Origin of the sequence: Mesorhizobium sp. M8A.F.Ca.ET.202.01.1.1, from assembly GCF_004791595.1 — a bacterium.
GTDB lineage: Bacteria > Pseudomonadota > Alphaproteobacteria > Rhizobiales > Rhizobiaceae > Mesorhizobium.
In genome coordinates this window covers 15,955-35,014 of sequence record NZ_SRUN01000010.1, presented here as the reverse complement: position 1 = coordinate 35,014, position 19,060 = coordinate 15,955, and the positions used below count along the sequence as shown (strand labels likewise).

Sequence of the window (19,060 nt, the reverse complement as noted above, 5' to 3'; positions counted from 1 at the left end):
TCACAAAGCCTGGAAAAGACTAGCATGCGACATCGCGTGTGCCAGAGACGCGGATGATGGATGGAAGAAATATTGGACTTGCCAAGAACTTCAAATCTTCAACTGAAGTCCAGTGCCGATTCTAGACCGTGAGGAATTTGCGAACATCAGCCCGGTCTAAATCTTGCGCCGGGCCGGTGTGGACGATCTGGCCGCGATCCATGATGTTGACCTCGTCGGCAAGCTCTCGGCAGAAGTCGAGATACTGTTCGACCAGCAACACAGCGATGCCGGCCTGGTCGCGCAGATAACGTATGGCGCGGCCGATGTCCTTGATAACGGAGGGCTGGATGCCTTCGGTCGGCTCGTCGAGAACCAGCAGCTTCGGCCGCATTACCAGCGCCCTACCGATGGCCAACTGCTGCTGTTGACCGCCGGAAAGATCGCCGCCACGGCGGCCAAGCATCTGCCTCAGCACCGGAAACAGCTCGAAGACGTGCGCCGGCACGTCGCGGTCGGCGCGCCTCAAGGGCGCGAAGCCGGATTCGAGGTTTTCGCGCACGCTGAGCAGCGGAAAGATCTCCCTGCCCTGCGGCACGAATGCGATGCCCGACCGGGCGCGGTCATACGCCGCGCTCCGGTCGAGCGCCTTCCCCTCGAAGGCAACGCTTCCGCTCGTCAGCCGGTGATGGCCGACGATCGATCTCATCAAACTTGTCTTGCCGACGCCGTTGCGGCCGAGCACGCAGGTGATCTGGCCGGCAGCCGCCTTCAGCGACACGCCACGCAGCGCCTGGGCGGCGCCGTAATGGAGCGTGGCATTGGAAACTTCGAGCATGTCAGCGCCTTCTCCAGAACCGAAGAAACGACATGTCGAAGTGATGGAATTGCACCCGCCAGACCATGCTCATCTCCCCAGATAGACTTCGACGACGCGCTCGTCGGCCGATACGAAGTCGAGCGTGCCTTCGGAGAGCACCGAACCCTCATGCAGGCAGGTGACCTTGACGCCGAGCTCGCGCACGAAATGCATGTCGTGCTCGACGACGATGACCGAATGGTCACGCGCGATGTCCCTGAGCAGCCGCGCGGTTTCCTCGGTCTCGGCATCGGTCATGCCGGCGACCGGCTCGTCGACCAGAAGCAGCTTCGGGTCCTGCGCCAAGAGCATGCCGATCTCGAGCCACTGCTTCTGGCCGTGGCTGAGATTGGCCGCCAGGTCATGACGCTTGTCGCCCAACCGGATGATGCCAAGAATCTCGTCGATCCGTCGCGTCTCGGCGGCCGATTGGCGGTGGAACAGCGCCGGGAAGATCGAGCGCGGCCCCTTCAGCGCCAGCATCAGGTTTTCCTCGATCGTGTGGCTTTCGAAGACGGTCGGCTTCTGGAATTTGCGGCCGATGCCCATCATGGCGATCTCGGCTTCGTCATGCCGGGTGAGGTCCACCTGGCCGTCGAAGAACACTTCGCCCTCGTCGGGTCGCGTCTTGCCGGTGACGATGTCCATCATCGTCGTCTTGCCGGCGCCGTTGGGGCCGATGATGGCGCGCATCTCGCCCTTGTCGAGCACCAGCGACAGATTGTTGATGGCGCGAAAGCCGTCGAAGGAGACCGAGACGCCGTCGAGATAGAGGATGGTGTTGGATTTGCTCATGGTCGCTTACTCCGCCGCCTGCGGTTCGGGGTCGGACCAGGACCATTCGCCTGGATTTCTCGCCGGCGAGCGAGCGGGCTTCGAGGTGGCGGATGCGACCCGAACCTCGGTGCCGGCTTCGTCAGCGAGGGAAGCCGCGCGCAACGCCCGGGCATTGCCGCGCCAGTTGTCCCACATGCCGATGATGCCCTTCGGCAGGAGCAAGGTTACGGCGACGAACAGGCCGCCCAGCGCGAACAGCCAGAATTCCGGCAGCACGCCGGTGAACCAGGATTTGCCGGCATTGACGAGCAGCGCGCCGATGATCGGCCCGACAATGGTGCCGCGCCCGCCGACGGCCGCCCAGATCACCACCTCGATCGAATTGGACGGTTCGAATTCGCCGGGATTGATGATGCCGACCTGCGGCACGTAGAGCGCGCCGGCAATGCCTGCCATGACGGCCGAAACGGTGAAGGCGAACAGTTTCACGTTCTCCGCCCGCCAGCCGAGGAAACGCGTACGGCTTTCGGCATCACGCACGGCCATCAGCAGCTTGCCGTATTTGGAGCCGACGATCGCCCAGGTGACGAAAACGGCGAGCGCGAGCATTACCGCGCTGGCCGCGAACAGCGCCGAACGGGTCGCGTCGGCCTGCACGTTAAAGCCCAGAATATCCTTGAAATCGGTGAGCCCGTTGTTGCCGCCGAAGCCCATGTCATTGCGGAAGAAGGCGAGCAGCAGCGCATAGGTCATCGCCTGGGTGATGATCGAGAGATAGACGCCGGTGACGCGGCTGCGGAAGGCGAACCAGCCGAAGACGAAGGCAAGCAAGCCGGGCACCGCCAGCACCATGATTGCCGCGAACCAGAAATGATCGAAGCCGGTCCAGAACCACGGCAATTGCTTGTAGTTCAGGAACACCATGAAATCAGGCAGGATCGGATTGCCGTAGACGCCGCGCGAGCCGATCTGGCGCATAAGATACATGCCCATCGCATAACCGCCGAGCGCGAAGAAGGCGCCGTGGCCGAGCGAAAGGATGCCGCAATAGCCCCAGACCAGATCGAGCGACAGCGCCAGCAGCGCGTAGCAGAGATACTTGCCGGTCAGCGCGACAATGTAGGACGGCACGTAGAAGGCGCTGGTTGGCGAAACAGCCAGGTTGAGCAGCGGCACGATGACGGCCACCGCCAGGAGGGCGAAAATGGTGATGGCGATGCGGCGGTCGGTACCCGCGGCGAAGAAGCGTCCTGACATCATGCTTCCACCGCCCTGCCCTTGAGCGCGAACAGGCCGCGCGGGCGCTTCTGGATGAAAAGGATGATCAGCACCAGCACGACGATCTTGCCGAGCACGGCGCCGGCATAGGGTTCGAGAACCTTGTTGACGATGCCGAGCGAGAAGGCGCCGACCAGCGTGCCCCAGAGATTGCCGACACCGCCGAAGACGACGACCATGAAACTGTCGATGATGTAGCCGCGACCGAGATTGGGCGAAACATTGTCGATCTGGCTGAGCGCGACGCCTGCAATACCGGCAATGCCGGACCCCAGCGCGAAAGTCAGCGCGTCGACCCACGGCGTCCTGATGCCCATCGATGCGGCCATGCGCCGATTGGCGGTGACTGCGCGCATCTGCAGGCCCCAGGGCGTGCGCTTCATCACGTAGAGCAACATGCCGAACACCGTGAGCGCGAACACCAGTATCCACAGCCGGTTCCAGGTGATGGCCAGTTGTCCGACGTCGAATGAGCCGGACATCCAGGACGGATTGCCGACCTCCTGGTTGGTCGGTCCGAAGATCGAGCGCACCGCCTGCTGCAGGATCAGCGATACGCCCCAGGTCGCCAGCAGCGTCTCCAGCGGCCGGCCGTAAAGAAAGCGGATGACCCCGCGCTCGATGATGAGACCGACGAATGCCGCAACCAGGAAGGCAAGCGGCAGCGCGATCACCAGCGACCAGTCAAAGAGGCCGGGAAAGGACGTGCGGATCACCTGCTGGACGACGAAAGTCGTGTAGGCGCCGAGCATCACCATCTCGCCATGCGCCATGTTGATGACGCCCATGACGCCGAACGTGATCGCAAGCCCGATCGCTGCCAGCAGCAGCACCGAACCCAGCGAGATCCCATACCAGATGTTCTGGCCGGCATCCCACAAGGCCAGCGTCGAATTGATGTTTGCGATCGCAGCCGTTGCCGCGTCCTTGACCGCTCCAGAGGCGTTGGCCTCGACCGAGGTGAGCAGCGAAACAGCATCGCGGTCGCCGCGCGCACCGATCAGGGCGATTGCGGCGAGCTTGTCTGCGTCGGGCTTGTCCGAAACCAGTATGGAAGCGGCACGCGCCTGTTCCAGCAAAGCCTTGACGCTCGCCACGCTTTCACTGGCGATGACTGCGTCGAGCGGGCCGATATTGGCGGCGTCCGGTGTCTTGAACATGGTGTCCGCGGCGGCGATGCGGACCGTCGGATCCTTGGAACCAAGCGTCAACGTGCCCAATGCATCGCGGATCGTCCGGCGCAACGTGTTGTTGACGCTGATCTTGGTTATGTCGTCCTCGGAGGCCTCGCCTGCTGGCTCGCCGCTCAGCGGGTCGAAAAGCTGGAGGTTTTCGTCGCCTTCCTTGCCGACAAATACCATCGAGTCGGCCGTACGAATGTAAAGATTGCCGTCCGCCAGTGCAGCAAGCGGCCGTTCGACAGCCGGATCGCCTGTGGCCGTCAACTCTTGAACGACAGCTCCTGTCTCGGAAAAGTCCGTTACTGTCGCGAATTTGGCGATGATGGCACGCAGATCGGCTTCCGCAGCGCCCGAAGACGACAGCGTCGTCAGCAGGAACAGAAGCGTCAGGCCAATCGCGTGGAGAATCTTCATCGGCTTTCGGTGACCATTGAAGGTTGAAGTGGGCGTCCGGACAGTGGAGGAACTGTCCGGACGCGCGCGGTCTTGGGCGTGGACCCGAAGGTCCAGCCCGGGGAGGATCAGTTCGTGCCCTTGCCGCCGCACTTGCCGGTTTTGACATTGAAGTTGCCGCAGCTGAGCGGCGCGCGCCAATCGGAAATCAGGTCCTTGGAGTCGGGCAGGTAGTCGGACCATTCGTCACCCATCACCAGGCCCGGTGTCTTCGAAACCGTTTCGAATTGGCCATTGGCCTGGATTTCACCGATCAGCACCGGCTTGGTGATGTGATGGTTCGGCATCATCGTCGAATAGCCGCCGGTCAGGTTCGGCACCGAAACGCCGACCATGGCATCGATGACCTTGTCCGGATCGGTGGTGCCGGCCTTTTGAACCGCCTTCACCCACATGTTGAAGCCGATATAGTGGGCTTCCATCGGGTCGTTGGTGGTGCGCTTGTTGTTCTTGATGAACTTGTGCCAGTCGGCAATGAACTTCTTGTTCTCGGGCGTGCTGACGCTCTCGAAATAGTTCCACGCCGCGAGATGGCCGACCAGCGGCTTGGTGTCGAGACCGGCAAGTTCTTCCTCACCCACCGAGAAGGCCATGACCGGGATGTCTTCGGCCTTGATGCCCTGGTTGCCGAGTTCCTTGTAGAACGGAACATTGGCGTCGCCATTGACGGTCGAGACGACGGCGGTCTTCTTGCCGGCCGAACCGAACTTCTTGATCGCCGAAACTTCGGTCTGCCAGTCGGAAAAGCCGAACGGCGTGTAGTTGGTCATGATGTCTTCGGCCGCGACGCCCTTGGACTTCAGATAGGCTTCGAGGATCTTGTTGGTGGTACGCGGATAGACGTAGTCGGTGCCTTCCAGCACCCAGCGCTTCACCGAGCCGCCGTCCTTGCTCATCAGATAGTCGACGGCCGGAATGGCCTGCTGGTTTGGAGCCGCACCGGTGTAGAACACGTTGCGCTCGCTTTCCTCGCCCTCATACTGGACGGGATAGAACAGGATGTTGTCGAGCTCGGAGAACACCGGCAACACCGATTTGCGCGACACCGAGGTCCAGCAGCCGAACACCGCCGCGACCTTGTCCTTGGAGATCAGTTCGCGCGCCTTTTCGGCGAACAGCGGCCAGTTGGAAGCCGGATCGACGACGACGGCTTCAAGCTTCTTGCCGAGCAGGCCGCCCTTGGCGTTCTGCTCGTCGATGAGCATCAGCATGGCGTCCTTCAGCGTCGTCTCCGAAATCGCCATTGTGCCCGACAGCGAATGGAGAATGCCGACCTTGATCGTGTCGTCGGCAGCCCTGGCCGGAGCGGATATCATCAAACCGGCGGCGACCACGCCCGCCGAGACCATTTTTGTTATTGTCGAGAAATTACCCCTCATACCGAAGACTCCCAAGCTGGTTGATTGCACCGCAACACTACGATGCAACCCCCGTGCCAACCGCTGCCGGCTTGCTGAAAATAGCAAACTAACCGAACGTTATCAGTTAGTTGATACATTAGAATGAACAGAGATAAGAGAGCCGGTTAAAAAATGATTGAGGGAAATTTGCGCAGCGCACGAGGCGTATGCCTAATTTTAGCTCATTTTTGACACGTGCCTATATTTTGACCTTGGCGCACGTGTCGCGGACGACAAATGTTGCGGCGCGGCACGAAAATAGGGCAAGCTTGTCGTTCAAACGGACGACGTCATGACATCAGGCATTTCACGCATATTCATCGGCATTTTGTCTGTGGCGGCGGCAACCGGAGCGGCACGAGCCGATTTCAGCGATGGCAAGATGCCCGATGGCACTTATCACTGCGAAGTCTATCTGCTCGGCCTGTTCCTCAACCTCGGCGACATCACCATCAAGGGAAACGTCTACACAGGCCCCGTCACCTTCGGGACCGCCCAACAGGCTTACAACTATCAGATGGATGCAAACGGTGTGATTTCGTGGCTGGGCCCGCTCGGCGGCTATACCGCCGGCGGCAACGCGCTCTCGATGACCCAGGCAACCCTGGACGGCCAGAACCCGCCCTCCTTCGACATCATCATGAAGCAACCCGACGGGGCCTTCACCGCCTCGACCTGCACCAAGGGAGGCAATCAGTAGGCCTTCGCCTCCCATCGGGGCTGCCTTGGGAGTCTGCACGTCTGCCGTGTCATCTGGATGTTGCCGAAACTGGATAGGCAGCGGTGCGCCGTCACATCCACCTCGAGAGGCAGACACCATGGCCAATTCCCCGTCTTCATCCTCCCCCTTCATTCGCGACGCTTCAACTCGGGAAAGCCGAGTGTCGAAAGAGCGGCGACCGCATGTGTTTCGCCGGAAACAACGAGCCGACAAAGCTGCCGCCGGCGATCAATGCGCTGGATGCAAGGCTGCCTTTCAGGAGCGTGCGGCGCGAAACGCGCTCGGCGATGACGCGTCTACGACAAGACCCACGCCGCCGCCGATGGCTATGAAACAACGATCGTTGCGCGACGCCGCCTAGCGCGCTTCCGTGGCAATTTCGAGCGCCAGGCGGCTCATGTCGGTGAAAAGCTCCTGGCGTTCGGAATAGTCGGTCTGTTCGCCGGTGAGCAGATTGTCGACCACGGTCAGCAGCGATAATGCCCTCGCGCCGAAATGCGCCGAGATGCGATAGAGAGCGCTGGTTTCCATGTCTACGGCCAGCGCTCCGAGCGCCCTGGCGTCGGCATAGCGGGCACGTGGGTCGGGATGGTAGAATATGTCGGTGCAGGCTGTCAGGCCGGCGTGGTGGTCGATGCCGAGTTCGGTTGCCTTGGCCAATGCGCAAGCGAGCAGCGCCGGATCCGGGCCGACGTCAGCCTCGTAAAGGCCAAAGACCCGGCCGTTCTCAGTGTCTTCAGGCCGTGCCGATTGCGAGATCACAAGGCTGCGCAGCTTTGCCTCGGCGCTCAGGCCACCGCAGGTACCGGTGCGGATCAGTGTCCGGGCGCCATAATAATCAAGCAATTCATGCGCATAGATCAGGAACGATGAAACACCGATACCCGTCGCCTGAATGCTGATGGGCCTGCCTCGAAACGAGCCGGTAAAGCCAAGCGCACCGCGACGACGATTGACACAACGCGGCGTGTCGAGAAACGTGCCGGCCATCCACTCCGCGCGCTGCGGGTCGCCCGGCAACAAAATCGTGTCGGCGTAGTCGCCCTTGCTTGCCTCGATGTGTGGCGTCAACAGCTGCTCCCCCAAGCCCGCCTGCTATATTGCCAATAATCATGGCGTTGTTACCGCGTTATGCAAGGGGCGCGGCATTGGAAATACCTAAGATTCAAGCACATCCTTGACGATCGTAGCCAGTTGCTTGAGCGAGAACGGTTTTGGCAGGAAGCCGAAATGCGCCTCCGCCGGCAGGTTTCTGGCGAATGCGTCCTCGGCATAGCCGGAGACGAAGACGAACTTGATGTCCGGCTGGCGTTTGCGCAATTCACCGAGCAGCGTCGGCCCGTCCATTTCCGGCATCACTACGTCGGAAACGACGATATCGACCTTGCCGCCGAGCGCTTCGAACACTTCCAGCGCCTCGACGCCGGAGGACGCCTCGTGGACGGTGTAACCACGCGAGGTCAGTGCCCGCATGCCGCCCATGCGCACGGCGTCCTCATCCTCGACCAGCAGTACCGTCGCCGACCCGGACAGGTCCTTGGTGCTATCGGCCAGTTTGACTGCCGCGGCGGCCGGTGCTTCACCGGGTTCGGCCGCCTTTTTCGCTTCCGCGATGTGACGTGGCAGGAAGATGCGGAAAGTCGATCCCTTGCCGACTTCGGAATCGCAGAAAATGAAACCGCCGGTCTGCTTGATGATGCCGTAGACCATGGACAGACCGAGGCCCGTACCCTTGCCGACCTCCTTGGTGGTGAAGAACGGCTCGAAGATCTTCTTCAGCACGTCGGGCGCGATGCCTGAGCCGGTGTCCTCGACCTCGACCACCACATAGTCGGCGGCCGCGAGTTCGCGATACGGGAAGGTCTTGGACTCCTCGGCGGTCACGTTGCGTGTGCGCACGGTGAGATCGCCTCCCGCCGGCATCGCGTCGCGCGCGTTGACCGCCAGGTTGACCACCACCTGCTCGAACTGGCCGATATCGACCTTGACCGGCCACAGGTCGCGGCCGTGGTCGACCTTGAGCTTGATGTCGTTGCCGACCAGCCGGGCAAGCAGCATCCTGAGATCGGCGAGCACGTCGGTGAGGTTCAGCACTTCCGGCCGCAGCGTCTGCTTGCGCGAGAAGGCCAGCAACTGCCTGACCAGCGAGGCGGCTCGGTTGGCGTTCTGCTTGATGTTCATGATGTCGGGGAAGGACGGATCCGACGGCCGGTGATTGGTCAAAAGCAGGTCCGACGCCATGATGATGGCGGTCAGCACATTGTTGAAGTCGTGCGCGATGCCACCGGCGAGCTGGCCGACGGCCTGCATCTTCTGGCTTTGCGCCATCTGCCCTTCGAGCGCCTTTTGCTCGGTCGTCTCGACGGCGTAGACGATGGCCGATTCCTCGGCTCCTTCGCCGCCGGTACCGTCGGCGACAGCATTGACGTAGAAGCGGATGTGCCGTTCTTCGTTGCCGGGCAGCACGGTGTCGATCGGTTCGATATCGGCCTGCCGCTGCCGGGCTTTCTCGAACGCCGCGGCAAAGGCCGGCCGGTCGCGGTCATGGATCACCGTGTCGAGCCGTACGCGGCGATCCACGGCATCGCGGTCGACGACCGAGGAAAACAGCGACAGAAAAGGTGCGTTGGTGCGCAGGATGCGTCCGCTGGCATCGACACCGGCGATCGCCATCGGCGTCGAATTGAAGAAGCGGGTGAAGCGCACTTCCGAAGCGCGCAGATCGGCCGAGGCATCCTCGCCTTGCGTACGGTTGAGCACGATGGTGCGTGTCGGGCCGCCGACGCCCTCGCGACTTGCCGAAACGCGGTGCATGAAGCGCACTGGCAGCGCCTCGCCGGTCATCGTCGTCAAGTCGAGATCGATGACCGCATTGCGCGTCGTGCCGGGATCCGCCTTGACGGAGCGCACCAGCGCCATGCCGTCGCCGGCAACGATATCGGGCAAGGTGACGGCGCCGGGCGTGAAGCTGGCAAGGTCGATGCCCAGCCATCCGGCGAGCGTGGCGTTGATGTAGGTGACGCGGCCGTCCTGATCGGCCGAAAAGAAACCGGCCGGCGCGTGGTCGAGGTGATCGATGGCCTTCTGCAGATCGAGGAAGAAACGCTCCTGCTCGGCCCGCTCCTGCGAAATATCGGCGAGCTGCCAGGCCAGCATCGGCAACCGCTGGCCCGGAACGCTGAACGCGCGGGCGCGCGCCCGGTACCAGCGGGCGCCAGGTTCAGCGCCGGGCCGGATCGATTGCGCGAGCCTGAACTCGCCATCGCCCGGCTGCCCGTCACGCAAGCCGGACGCCAGCCGGTAAATGGTCACCGAGGCCTCGGGGACATCCGAGAGCAATCCTTCGACGGTCTTCAGATCGGCGGCCGAGGTGGCCCCGGTCATATCGGCATAAGCCCGGTTGGCGTAGACGACGCGACCCTTGGTGTCCGTGACCAGCAGGCCTTGGCCCATCGAATCGACGAAAGCCTTGGACAGTTCGTCGCCCGTCGAGCGCGGTGTGATCTGCACGAAGCCGATCGCGGTCGCGAACAGGAAGCCGACACCGATCATCGCCAGCACGCCGAGCATGCCAAGCAGGAAGGGGTCGCCGAGGCGCTCGCGGAAAAGGCCGAAGACGACGGCCGCGCCCGTCAGAACGACGATGAAGATGACAAGCCGGGTGACCGCGCCCGGTCGCGTATTCTGGTCGACGATCGGTACCGGATAGAAATCGCCGCGCGCTTCCTTGGCCATATGCCCCCTGCTCGTGAAATCCGAGGTTCCGACACCCGCCCCTAATGCATGTCGCCCAAAAGTGACTTCGGTTTTGGGAAAACGTCACGCATGAAAAACAAGGACCTGAAGCGCGTCGCATGAATCCGTTTCAGCGCGACGCGCTTTAGCCGGTTGAATCATATTCTCCTAGTCCGGAAAAGGCCCGGGCGGCAAATGTCAGATAAAAATGATGTCGAGCGGCCTTCCCTGTGTTTCAAGCTGTTCACGATGCGTGAAAGGCAACTTGCGGTGGCCAGTCGCAACGGTCTAGTGTCGCGTCACTTTCCAAAACCGATCAGGGGAAACCAATGCAGTGGCTGGATAGCGTGGCGGGCCCCGGTTATGCGGCGGCACTCCTGTGGACCTTCGCGGCGCTGATCCTGCTGGTCATCGTTCTCATCATCGTCAGGCTCGTGCGCAACCTGACCTTCGGGACGTTTGTCGCCGGCGGCCGCAACCGCAAGACGCGGCTCGCCGTCATGGACGCCACCGCCGTCGACAGCCATCGCCGACTGGTGCTGGTGCGACGCGACGACATCGAACATCTGCTCCTGATCGGCGGCCCGACCGACGTCGTTGTCGAACGCGACATCCGCCTCGCCGCGCCGCGCCGTCCGGCATTGACCGGGGATGGCGGCCCGCAGCCTGTCCCGGCGGCCGGGGCCCCGGCCGCGAAGCCGCGGCCGCCGCAGCCCGCTCCCGCGCCACCCAGACAAGCACCTGCTCCGCAGCCGGTGGCAGGGCCCGCCCGCCAGCGCCCGGCAGCGCCGCCACCGGCTCCCGCAGCGAAACCGGCGGCGCAAATCTATCAGTCGACCAATGTCACGCCGCTGCCCGCCTATGGCTCCGCCAATGCCAATGCCATCAGGCACGCGCCCCCGCCGCCGAGGCAGGACAGCATCGACGACACGCTGATGAAGGAACTCGAGGTTTCGCTCGACCAGCCACGGTCCGGCGGTCCGGCGGCCAAACCGGCACCCAAGGCGCCGCCGTCGCTCGATGATGAAATGACGAGGCTTTTGGGCGAACTCTCAAGCCAGAAGAGATGATTTGCGCCCGGGTAGCCTGCCGGTGAATTGAACCGGTCGATGTTCAAGCGCGCTTTGTCATCCGCGGCGATATCGAACAAAAATGGCCGGAAAACCGGCCATTTGGAAATCGATGCAGCGCTATCTGTCAGTCGTCGCGATAGACTTTTTCACGGCGCTCATGGCGCTCCTGCGCTTCGATCGACAAGGTAGCGATCGGGCGGGCGTCGAGCCGCTTCAACGCGATCGGCTCACCGGTCTCCTCGCAATAGCCATAAGTGCCTTCGTCGATGCGCTGTAGTGCCGAATCGATCTTCGAGATGAGCTTCCGCTGACGGTCGCGGGCCCTGAGCTCGATGGCGCGGTCGGTTTCCGAAGAGGCGCGGTCGGCGAGGTCGGGATGGTTGGCGTTTTCCTGCTGCAGGATTTCGAGGGTTTCGCGCGCTTCGCGCAAAATGTCATTTTTCCAGGTGACGAGCTTTAGGCGGAAGTAGGATTTCTGCCGTTCGTTCATGAACGGCTCGTCTTCGGAGGGTACGTAATCGGCGGTAACGATGTCGTTCATTCGACTCACCCAAACAGCCCCAAATTTGGCGCCTATATATTCGCCGCCAGACGCCTGCACAAGCGCAATCAGCCACCGGCTCACGCAATTGTTAAAGTGCGCCCGCAGCCTTCCCCGGAGCGGGATAGATCTGTTTCGATGGCGAAAGTAGGACGATCTTCGCCGCTTGCCCCCGCAAGTGATTCGCCGCGCCGAAGAACGTGCACCATTGTGCGCGATGCTTTTCTCGTGGCTAATCGCGGCAGGACTTCGGCTTTCGGGCGTCATTGGAGGTTGAGTGAGCAGGCTTTATCTGTTGCGACACGCCAAGGCCGGCTGGGCCTTGCCGGGCATGCGTGATTTCGATCGTCCGCTCGATGCATCCGGCCGCGCCGATGCCGAAAAGATGGGGGCCGCGATGCGATCCCGTTCCTATGTGCCGGACCTGACGCTGTGCTCCAACGCCAAACGCGCCAAGGAAACGCTCGAGGGACTGGCCGGTCAGACGGACACAGGCAAGGTGCTGTTTTTCGACACGCTCTACAGCGAAGACGCGGCCGGCTATCTCCGGCTCGTCCGGGATCATGGCGGATCAGGCTCCTTGCTGGTCATAGGCCACAACCCGATGACGGAGGATCTCGCCATGGCGGTGTCGGGCGATGGTGGCGAGACGGAGCGGGCAATGCTCAATCATGGCTTTCCGACCTCGGGCCTCGCCGTCGTCCGTTTCCCCGGCAATCTGGCGAAAGCGGCCCAGGGAGCGGGCTATCTCGAAGCCTTCCTGACACCGGCCGATCTCTGATGCCGATGTCCAGCGCCATTTCAAAGCCGGGTTCCACCGCCTATATCGGGCGGACGCAAGTCCGAGAGAGCATATTTTGGCATCATCGCTGACCACCTTCACCGACGAGGCAAGAATTGCCCTCGACACATTGTCGGGACGTGCCACCGGACTTTTTTCTCCATCGCTGCGCTTGGGTGTCACGGGTCTATCCCGCGCGGGCAAGACCGTCTTCATCTCGGCCTTCGTCCACAATCTGATCCACGGCGGACGCCTGCCGCTGTTCGAGGCGCAGAAATCGGGGCGTATCGCGCGCGCCTTCCTCGAACAGCAGCCCGACGACGCCGTGCCGCGTTTTCAGTACGAGGACCACATCGCCGCTCTGGTCAACGATCGCGTCTGGCCGGACTCGACCCGCGCCATCTCTGAACTGCGGCTGACGATCGAATATGAATCGGCCTCCGGCTGGAACCGTATGTTCTCGTCGGGCAAGCTGTCGGTCGACATCGTCGATTACCCCGGCGAATGGCTGCTCGACCTGCCGCTGCTCGGCAAATCCTTCGCCGATTTTTCGCGCGAAGCCCTTGAAATGGCCACGCTGCCGGTACGCGAGGACCTGTCGCGGGCCTGGCGGGCGATCTCGGCGGAAATCGACCCGAATGCCGACGCCGACGAAATGACGGCACGCCGGCTGGCCGAGAGCTTCGCCGCCTACCTCAAGGCATGCAAGCTCGACGAGCGAGCGCTTTCGACCTTGCCGCCCGGACGTTTCCTGATGCCGGGCGACCTCGAAGGCTCGCCCGCGCTGACTTTCGCGCCGCTGGCCGGCCTCGGCGACAGGCGCGCGCGCAACGGTTCGCTGCACGCCATGATGGAACGGCGCTACGAGGCCTACAAGACACATGTCGTCAAACCGTTCTTCCGCGAACATATCACGCGTCTGGACCGCCAGATCGTACTCATCGACGCCATGCAGGCGCTGAACGCCGGGCCTGGCGCCATGGCCGACCTGGAGCGCGCCGTCACCGAGATCCTCAGCTGCTTCCGCCCCGGCCGGGGCAGCTTCCTCACCGACCTCTTCTCCCGGCGTATCGACCGCATCCTGGTTGCCGCGACCAAAGCCGATCATCTGCACCACGAAAGCCATGACCGGTTGCAGGCGATCGTGCGGCGCCTGGCCGACCGCGCCGTGGCGCGGGCGAATTTCACCGGCGCCGATGTCGACGTGGTCGCGATGGCGGCCGTGCGCGCGACCCGCGAAGGCACCGTCAAGCAGGGCCGGGAAACATTGCCCGTTATCATCGGCACGCCGATCGCCGGCGAGAAGATCAATGGCGAAACCTTCGACGGAAAGACGGAAACAGCTATATTTCCTGGTGATTTACCGGAAAAAATTGATGCTGTTTTCGATCTTTCGGGACCGGACCACAGGCAGGACTCCACAGACCCGGCAATCCGCTTCGTCCGGTTCCGTCCGCCCAAACTCGAACGCACGGCCGAAGGCGTCACGCTGTCGCTGCCGCATATCCGGCTCGACCGTGCCCTGCAGTTCCTGATCGGAGACCATCTGGCATGACAGCGCCCCGCAAACCGGCGGCATTCCGTATCGAGCCGGAAGCCACGCCGAAACAAGACGCGCCTCGACCACGCCAGGCCGAACCGCCGCGCAAACCGCGCCCGATGAAGGCCGATGTGGCGCTGGTCATCCCGGCGGAGGTCGACGTCTTCGACGAACCGGACATTATTGCCGCCGAGCCGTCGCCGTCGGTCGCCCCCCGAAAACGCTCGGTTCTCGGCAGCATCTTCTTCGGCGCCTTCGGCGTGCTGGTTTCGCTGGCTGTCGGCCTGTGGACCGACCAGTTGATACGCGATCTCTTTGCCCGCGCCGAATGGCTGGGCTGGCTCGCCGCCGGCATGGCGGCGACAGCGTTGCTGGCGCTTCTGGTGATCCTGATTCGCGAATTCCTGGCGATCGCCCGCCTCGCCGAGGTCGAAAAGCTGCAGAGGCGGGCCCTCGACGCCATCGCGCGCGACGATCCGAAAGCGGCGCGATCTGTGGTCGATGAACTGTCGGCCTTTGTCGCGGCCAAACCCGAGACCGCGGCCGGCCGGCGCGCGCTGGCCGAATTGCGCGGCGAGATCATCGACGGCGCCAATCTGGTGCGCCTGGCGGAAGCGGAAATCCTCGGCCCCCTCGATGCCAGGGCCAAGGTGATGGTCCTCGAGGCTGCAAAGCGCGTCTCGCTGGTGACGGCGGTCAGCCCGCGCGCGCTCGTCGACGTCGCCTATGTCGTCTTTGAGGCCGGGCGCCTCATCCGCCGGCTGTCGGAACTCTATGGCGGACGGCCCGGAACGCTGGGTTTCTTCCGCCTGGCGCGCAGCGTGCTGGCGCATCTGGCGGTCACCGGCTCGATTGCCGTCGGCGACAGCTTTGTCCAACAGATCGTCGGCCACGGCCTGGCGGCGCGCCTCTCGGCCAAGCTCGGCGAAGGCGTCGTCAACGGCATGATGACGGCGCGCATCGGCATCGCCGCCATGGAGACGGCGCGCCCCCTGCCCTTCAGCGCCGCCAAGCGCCCGGGACTGGGCGATTTCCTCGCCGCGCTGATGTCGTTCGCGACAAGGAAAGACACCGAAACAAACGCACCCGACAAATGACGAGCGCCTCTTTCGCGGCACGATGGGATTGCGCTTTCGAGGCCCTGAGGTGACGAAGCATTAACCAATCTTCTTCATGGTCAAACCGGTTTCAAACAGCCTCGTTGTTACCGGGTGTCGTCGATGAAAAGCGTAATTCTGTCCAGCATCTTGCCTCTGGCGGCGGCGATCACAGCAGTCGCCGGTATTGCCTCCGGGGCTTGCGCCGGAGAGCCGGACAAGCAGTTTTTCCAGTCGGCCGAAGGCAAGTGGGTCGGCCCCGGCGAAATCGTCGCCGGCAAGTACAAGGGCACGAAATTCAACTGCAGCTTCACCGGCTCCACCCCCGACGGCAAGACGGGCATGACGCTTGACGGCGGCTGCCGGGTCGGCATGTTCACCCAGCCGATGTCGGCCAAGATCGAGCGCAACGGCCGCGACTACAAGGGTTCCTTCATGGGCGGCTCGGCCGGTGCCGGGCTCGATATCATCGGCGGCAATGTCGTCGACGCCCGCAAGGTGGTCTTCACCATCAACCGCAACCAGCTGCGCGGCGTCATGCAGGCACGCATTCCCGACGACAATTCGATGACGGTGACGGTCGCCGTGCGCGTTCAGGACCAACTGGTGCCGGTGATCGGCATGAGCCTTAAGCGAGTCGATGCCGTCGAAGTCGGCTCCATCACGCCGAACTGAGGCGCACCCCGCCTCCATTTCTTTACGCAATTCCGGATGGTTCTTGGCATTGCTGGGATACCCCCAAACAAAAGAGGCGGCAGCCCATCGCCACCGCCTCCTTTGAAACAAACGAACCGGGCGTCAGCCCTTGATCGCGGCGGTCACCTCGTCATAGGCCTTGCAGGCGTCGGCCAAGGTCGTGGAACCCTGATACTTGGTCGTCACCGCCTGGACCTTGGCGGTCAGGTCAGCCGCCTTGGACGGGTCCTTGGTGATCGCCTCCTGCAGCGCGGCGGCCATGTCCTGCGCTTTCTTGGTTGCGATCTCGGTCGTGCATTCCGGCGCCTTTGAACAGGCCGAACCGGCAAGCACCGCCAGCCCGACGGCAACGAGCAAAAACTTCTTCATGTCAGTCATCTCCTCAAAAGGGCGCGACTTGATCGCCGCTCACCCCCAATGGCCGAAGCCGAGCGTGCTTAGCCTTCGATTGTGGCAAGATGCAACGCGTTACCGACGTTAACTTGTGTAACGCGCCTGCAATATCGCCAACGGCCGGATTCAGGCTGCTGTGTCGGCGGCGGCAAAGTTCAGCTACGCGGTTGTAGCAGCGCCAAGACGGCCGTCGATGCGGCAAGGATGGCCGTCACGGTCAAAGGCGCTGTAGGGCCATAGGTGTCCACAACATAACCGCCGACAACCGCACCGGTGGTGATGGCGACCTGAAAGGAGGCGACCATCAGGCTGCCGGCTGCTTCCAGCGCGTCAGGCGCCGCGCGAGACAGATTTGTCGGCAGCACCACAGGCGCCATGCCGAAGGCGAAACCCCACAGGGTGGCGAACCCAAAGGCAACGCCGATGTGCACGCCCCAAAGCACCAATGCCAGCGCCGCGAACGCCATCAATGCGGCCGTAACCACGAGAGCCACGTGGATATTGGCGTCGGCCATGCGGCCACCGGCAATATTGCCGATCACAGCCGCGATGCCAAATCCGAGCAATGCCAGGGCAATTGGCCCGGTTGCAAGGAGCGTCACGTGTTCGAGAAAGGGACGCACATAGACCGAGCCGGCAAAATGCCCCGTCATCAGCAAAAGGATGGCGAGCATACCGAGTTGAATGCCACGCCGCCGTGTCAGCCGAAAGACGTCTGCAAGACTATTGCTTGCCGTTGCAGGCAAGGTCGGCAGGCTGAGCAACTGCAGCAGCATGGCAAGCAAGGCCAACCCCGCCGTCATGGCCATGGCGCTCCGCCAACCCAGCCAATCGCTGATCAACGCGCCCATCGACGGTGCGGCAATTGTTGCGAGCGAGACGCCGAGGGTGACGATCGCCATGCCCCGCCCCGTCGCATTGGCGCCAACCAGCCTCGCCACGACGGCGACCGAAAGTGCCCAGAAAGCGCTGAGAGCGATCCCCAGTCCGGCCCGGCCCAACAATAACAGCCAGAAATTGGGCGCCAGCGCCGCAAGAATGTTGGAACCGACCGCCAGTGCCATGAGGCCGACAAGCACCGTCTTGCGGTTCAATCGGCCGATGAGGACATTGCTCAACATGGCCGTCACGGCGCCGACGGAAGCGGTGGCGGTGACCACCTGCCCGGCCGTCCCCTCGCTGATGCCGAGATCGCGCGCCATCGGCGTCAACAGACCTGCCGGCAGGAATTCGGCGGACACCAGCGCAAAGCTGGTTGCCGCCAACGAAAGGACCGCGAACCATGTGGTTGCGCTCCACGTCCCCGGCGCGGCGGCATCAAGGTCTATCGCCGCGTCTTCAAGCTGTAATGTTGTGTCAGTCACGGAAGGATCTCCAAAGTTTGGAGATCTTTCATAAACGAGTCTTTTCGGATGATATGTATCTCAAAATCCGAAATTCATGTCTATTCGTCCAGGAATTGTGCGACGCACAACGCCCGGCGAGACATTGGTGATGCGCTTGAAGGCGCGAGCGAAGGATGCCTCGGAATCATAGCCCAAGCGGGTAGCAACCTCGGCCACCGACAAGCCGTTTTGTCCCAACAACTCGCGGGCAAGCTGCATGCGCAGACGGGCGAGATAGCGTGCCGCGCCTTCTCCCAATACGGCGCTGAAGCGCTCCGCGAAAATCGAGCGCGATTGGCCTGCCAGGCCGGCGAGGCTTTCGAGCGTCCAGTTATGGCCGGGGTCTCGGTGCATGGCTGCCAGAGCGCGGCCGATATGAGGGTCGCGGATGGCCGCGAGCCAACCGGTGGTCGAAGTTCCCGTGCAATTGACCCAGCAACGAATGAGCCGGGCTGTCAGCAAGTCCGCCATACGCGACAAGATGGTGGCGCTGCCCATCTGGGGTTGCGCGGCCTCCGCGGTCATTGCCGCCAGCAAAGGACCAACGACCGGGTCATTGCCTGCAACGTCGCAACCCTTGATGATAGGTGGCATCAACGCGATCAATGGGTTAAGCGCACAGGCGCCCAAGGTCATGGAGCCGCAGAACAGGGTGCTTGTCGCGCCCGTGCCTTCCCGCACGACTTCGCAGACGTTGCCCCCCAACTTGGTCACCTGGCAATCATCGAGCGAGCCGCCTGCAACGTCCGGCGCGCTAGCCAGCCGATGGGCGATGCCTTGCGGCAGCAGCACCAAATCGCCATTGCGCAACTCATGCCATCCCTGCGCTTCGGTATGGATCCAGCATGGACCCTGACTTACAAAGTGAAAACGAAGGAGCGGTTGCTCCGGAAAGGCGATGCTCCACGGATGTCGGAGCTCGCATCGGCCATAGTTGACGCCACTCAAGCGAAAGTCTTGCAGGACTTCGCTGAGCGCATCCATCGGAATATGTGGCGCCGAAGACGGCCGGGACGAATGGTCAGGCATCGGGCAGATATAGACACCAATCGTCCGACAGGCAAGCGGAGACCGTTGTTCCACCAGGGGAATCGCTTCGACGGCACCCCTGCCGGCCCTGGCAGGCTCCCCGCCCTTGCCTCCCGCTCCAACTGCATGCAAGGAGTGATGT

17 protein-coding genes are annotated in these 19,060 nt (G+C 62.7%); 6 read left to right on the top strand and 11 right to left on the bottom strand.

Features of this window, described 5'->3' with window-relative positions; genetic code table 11:
• Window positions 1–121 precede the first annotated feature (121 nt).
• The 5 genes from urtE to urtA all read right to left on the bottom strand — a co-directional run bounded on the left by urtE (window position 122) and on the right by urtA (window position 5,876).
• On the bottom strand, window positions 122–817 hold the full coding sequence (gene urtE / locus EN845_RS21090) for an urea ABC transporter ATP-binding subunit UrtE (protein ID WP_127278250.1): 696 nt from the start codon (window positions 815–817) through the stop codon (window positions 122–124).
• Between the two features lie 69 nt (window positions 818–886).
• Entirely contained in the window at window positions 887–1,633 is a 747-nt protein-coding gene (gene urtD / locus EN845_RS21085) for an urea ABC transporter ATP-binding protein UrtD (protein ID WP_127872543.1), read from the bottom strand.
• Window positions 1,634–1,639: 6 nt separating this feature from the next.
• Window positions 1,640–2,875 (bottom strand): urea ABC transporter permease subunit UrtC, encoded by a 1,236-nt coding sequence (gene urtC / locus EN845_RS21080; protein WP_127872544.1) that lies wholly within the window; start codon window positions 2,873–2,875, stop codon window positions 1,640–1,642.
• Window positions 2,872–4,488 carry an urea ABC transporter permease subunit UrtB gene (urtB, locus tag EN845_RS21075; RefSeq protein WP_127872545.1) on the bottom strand — a complete coding sequence of 539 codons (1,617 nt, stop codon included), beginning with the start codon at window positions 4,486–4,488 and terminating at the stop codon, window positions 2,872–2,874. The genes urtC and urtB overlap by 4 nt, the downstream gene beginning before the upstream one ends.
• Window positions 4,489–4,595: 107 nt before the next feature.
• Window positions 4,596–5,876: an urea ABC transporter substrate-binding protein gene (urtA, locus tag EN845_RS21070; RefSeq protein ID WP_245464357.1), complete on the bottom strand. Its 1,281-nt coding sequence runs from the start codon at window positions 5,874–5,876 to the stop codon at window positions 4,596–4,598.
• Window positions 5,877–6,219: 343 nt separating this feature from the next.
• Here urtA and EN845_RS21065 point away from each other — a divergent pair, with 343 nt between their 5' ends.
• A complete protein-coding gene (locus tag EN845_RS21065) occupies window positions 6,220–6,627 on the top strand; it encodes a hypothetical protein (RefSeq protein WP_127872546.1) in 408 nt (135 codons plus the stop codon).
• A 378-nt stretch (window positions 6,628–7,005) separates the two neighbouring features.
• On the opposite strand, the gene EN845_RS21055 is transcribed toward EN845_RS21065, so the two are convergent.
• Window positions 7,006–7,719, bottom strand: a complete 714-nt coding sequence (locus EN845_RS21055; protein WP_127278244.1) for a DeoD-type purine-nucleoside phosphorylase — start codon at window positions 7,717–7,719, stop codon at window positions 7,006–7,008.
• An 87-nt stretch (window positions 7,720–7,806) separates the two neighbouring features.
• Window positions 7,807–10,383: an ATP-binding protein gene (locus tag EN845_RS21050; RefSeq protein WP_127872547.1), complete on the bottom strand. Its 2,577-nt coding sequence runs from the start codon at window positions 10,381–10,383 to the stop codon at window positions 7,807–7,809.
• Between the two features lie 329 nt (window positions 10,384–10,712).
• On the opposite strand from EN845_RS21050, the gene EN845_RS21045 reads away from it, so the two are divergent.
• Window positions 10,713–11,453, top strand: coding sequence for a flagellar biosynthetic protein FliO (locus tag EN845_RS21045; protein WP_127872548.1), 741 nt, complete (start codon window positions 10,713–10,715; stop codon window positions 11,451–11,453).
• A 127-nt stretch (window positions 11,454–11,580) separates the two neighbouring features.
• On the opposite strand, the gene dksA is transcribed toward EN845_RS21045, so the two are convergent.
• Window positions 11,581–11,997: an RNA polymerase-binding protein DksA gene (gene dksA, locus EN845_RS21040; protein WP_006202025.1), complete on the bottom strand. Its 417-nt coding sequence runs from the start codon at window positions 11,995–11,997 to the stop codon at window positions 11,581–11,583.
• A gap of 277 nt (window positions 11,998–12,274) precedes the next feature.
• On the opposite strand from dksA, the gene EN845_RS21035 reads away from it, so the two are divergent.
• The 4 genes from EN845_RS21035 (at window position 12,275) to EN845_RS21020 (ending at window position 16,090) form a co-directional block, all read left to right on the top strand.
• Entirely contained in the window at window positions 12,275–12,778 is a 504-nt protein-coding gene (locus tag EN845_RS21035) for a histidine phosphatase family protein (RefSeq protein ID WP_127872549.1), read from the top strand.
• Window positions 12,779–12,854: 76 nt separating this feature from the next.
• Window positions 12,855–14,333, top strand: coding sequence for a YcjX family protein (locus EN845_RS21030; RefSeq protein WP_127872550.1), 1,479 nt, complete (start codon window positions 12,855–12,857; stop codon window positions 14,331–14,333).
• A complete protein-coding gene (locus EN845_RS21025) occupies window positions 14,330–15,415 on the top strand; it encodes a TIGR01620 family protein (RefSeq protein ID WP_127872551.1) in 1,086 nt (361 codons plus the stop codon). Before EN845_RS21030 ends, EN845_RS21025 begins: the two co-directional genes overlap by 4 nt.
• A gap of 123 nt (window positions 15,416–15,538) precedes the next feature.
• Window positions 15,539–16,090 carry a hypothetical protein gene (locus tag EN845_RS21020; RefSeq protein WP_127279123.1) on the top strand — a complete coding sequence of 184 codons (552 nt, stop codon included), beginning with the start codon at window positions 15,539–15,541 and terminating at the stop codon, window positions 16,088–16,090.
• A gap of 123 nt (window positions 16,091–16,213) precedes the next feature.
• On the opposite strand, the gene EN845_RS21015 is transcribed toward EN845_RS21020, so the two are convergent.
• The 3 genes from EN845_RS21015 to EN845_RS21005 all read right to left on the bottom strand — a co-directional run bounded on the left by EN845_RS21015 (window position 16,214) and on the right by EN845_RS21005 (window position 18,918).
• On the bottom strand, window positions 16,214–16,480 hold the full coding sequence (locus EN845_RS21015; protein WP_027029131.1) for a hypothetical protein: 267 nt from the start codon (window positions 16,478–16,480) through the stop codon (window positions 16,214–16,216).
• A 179-nt stretch (window positions 16,481–16,659) separates the two neighbouring features.
• Complete coding sequence (locus EN845_RS21010) at window positions 16,660–17,868, bottom strand: MFS transporter (protein ID WP_127872552.1); 1,209 nt, start codon at window positions 17,866–17,868, stop codon at window positions 16,660–16,662.
• Between the two features lie 60 nt (window positions 17,869–17,928).
• Complete coding sequence (locus EN845_RS21005; RefSeq protein WP_189521762.1) at window positions 17,929–18,918, bottom strand: AraC family transcriptional regulator; 990 nt, start codon at window positions 18,916–18,918, stop codon at window positions 17,929–17,931.
• Between the last annotated feature and the right edge of the window lie 142 nt (window positions 18,919–19,060).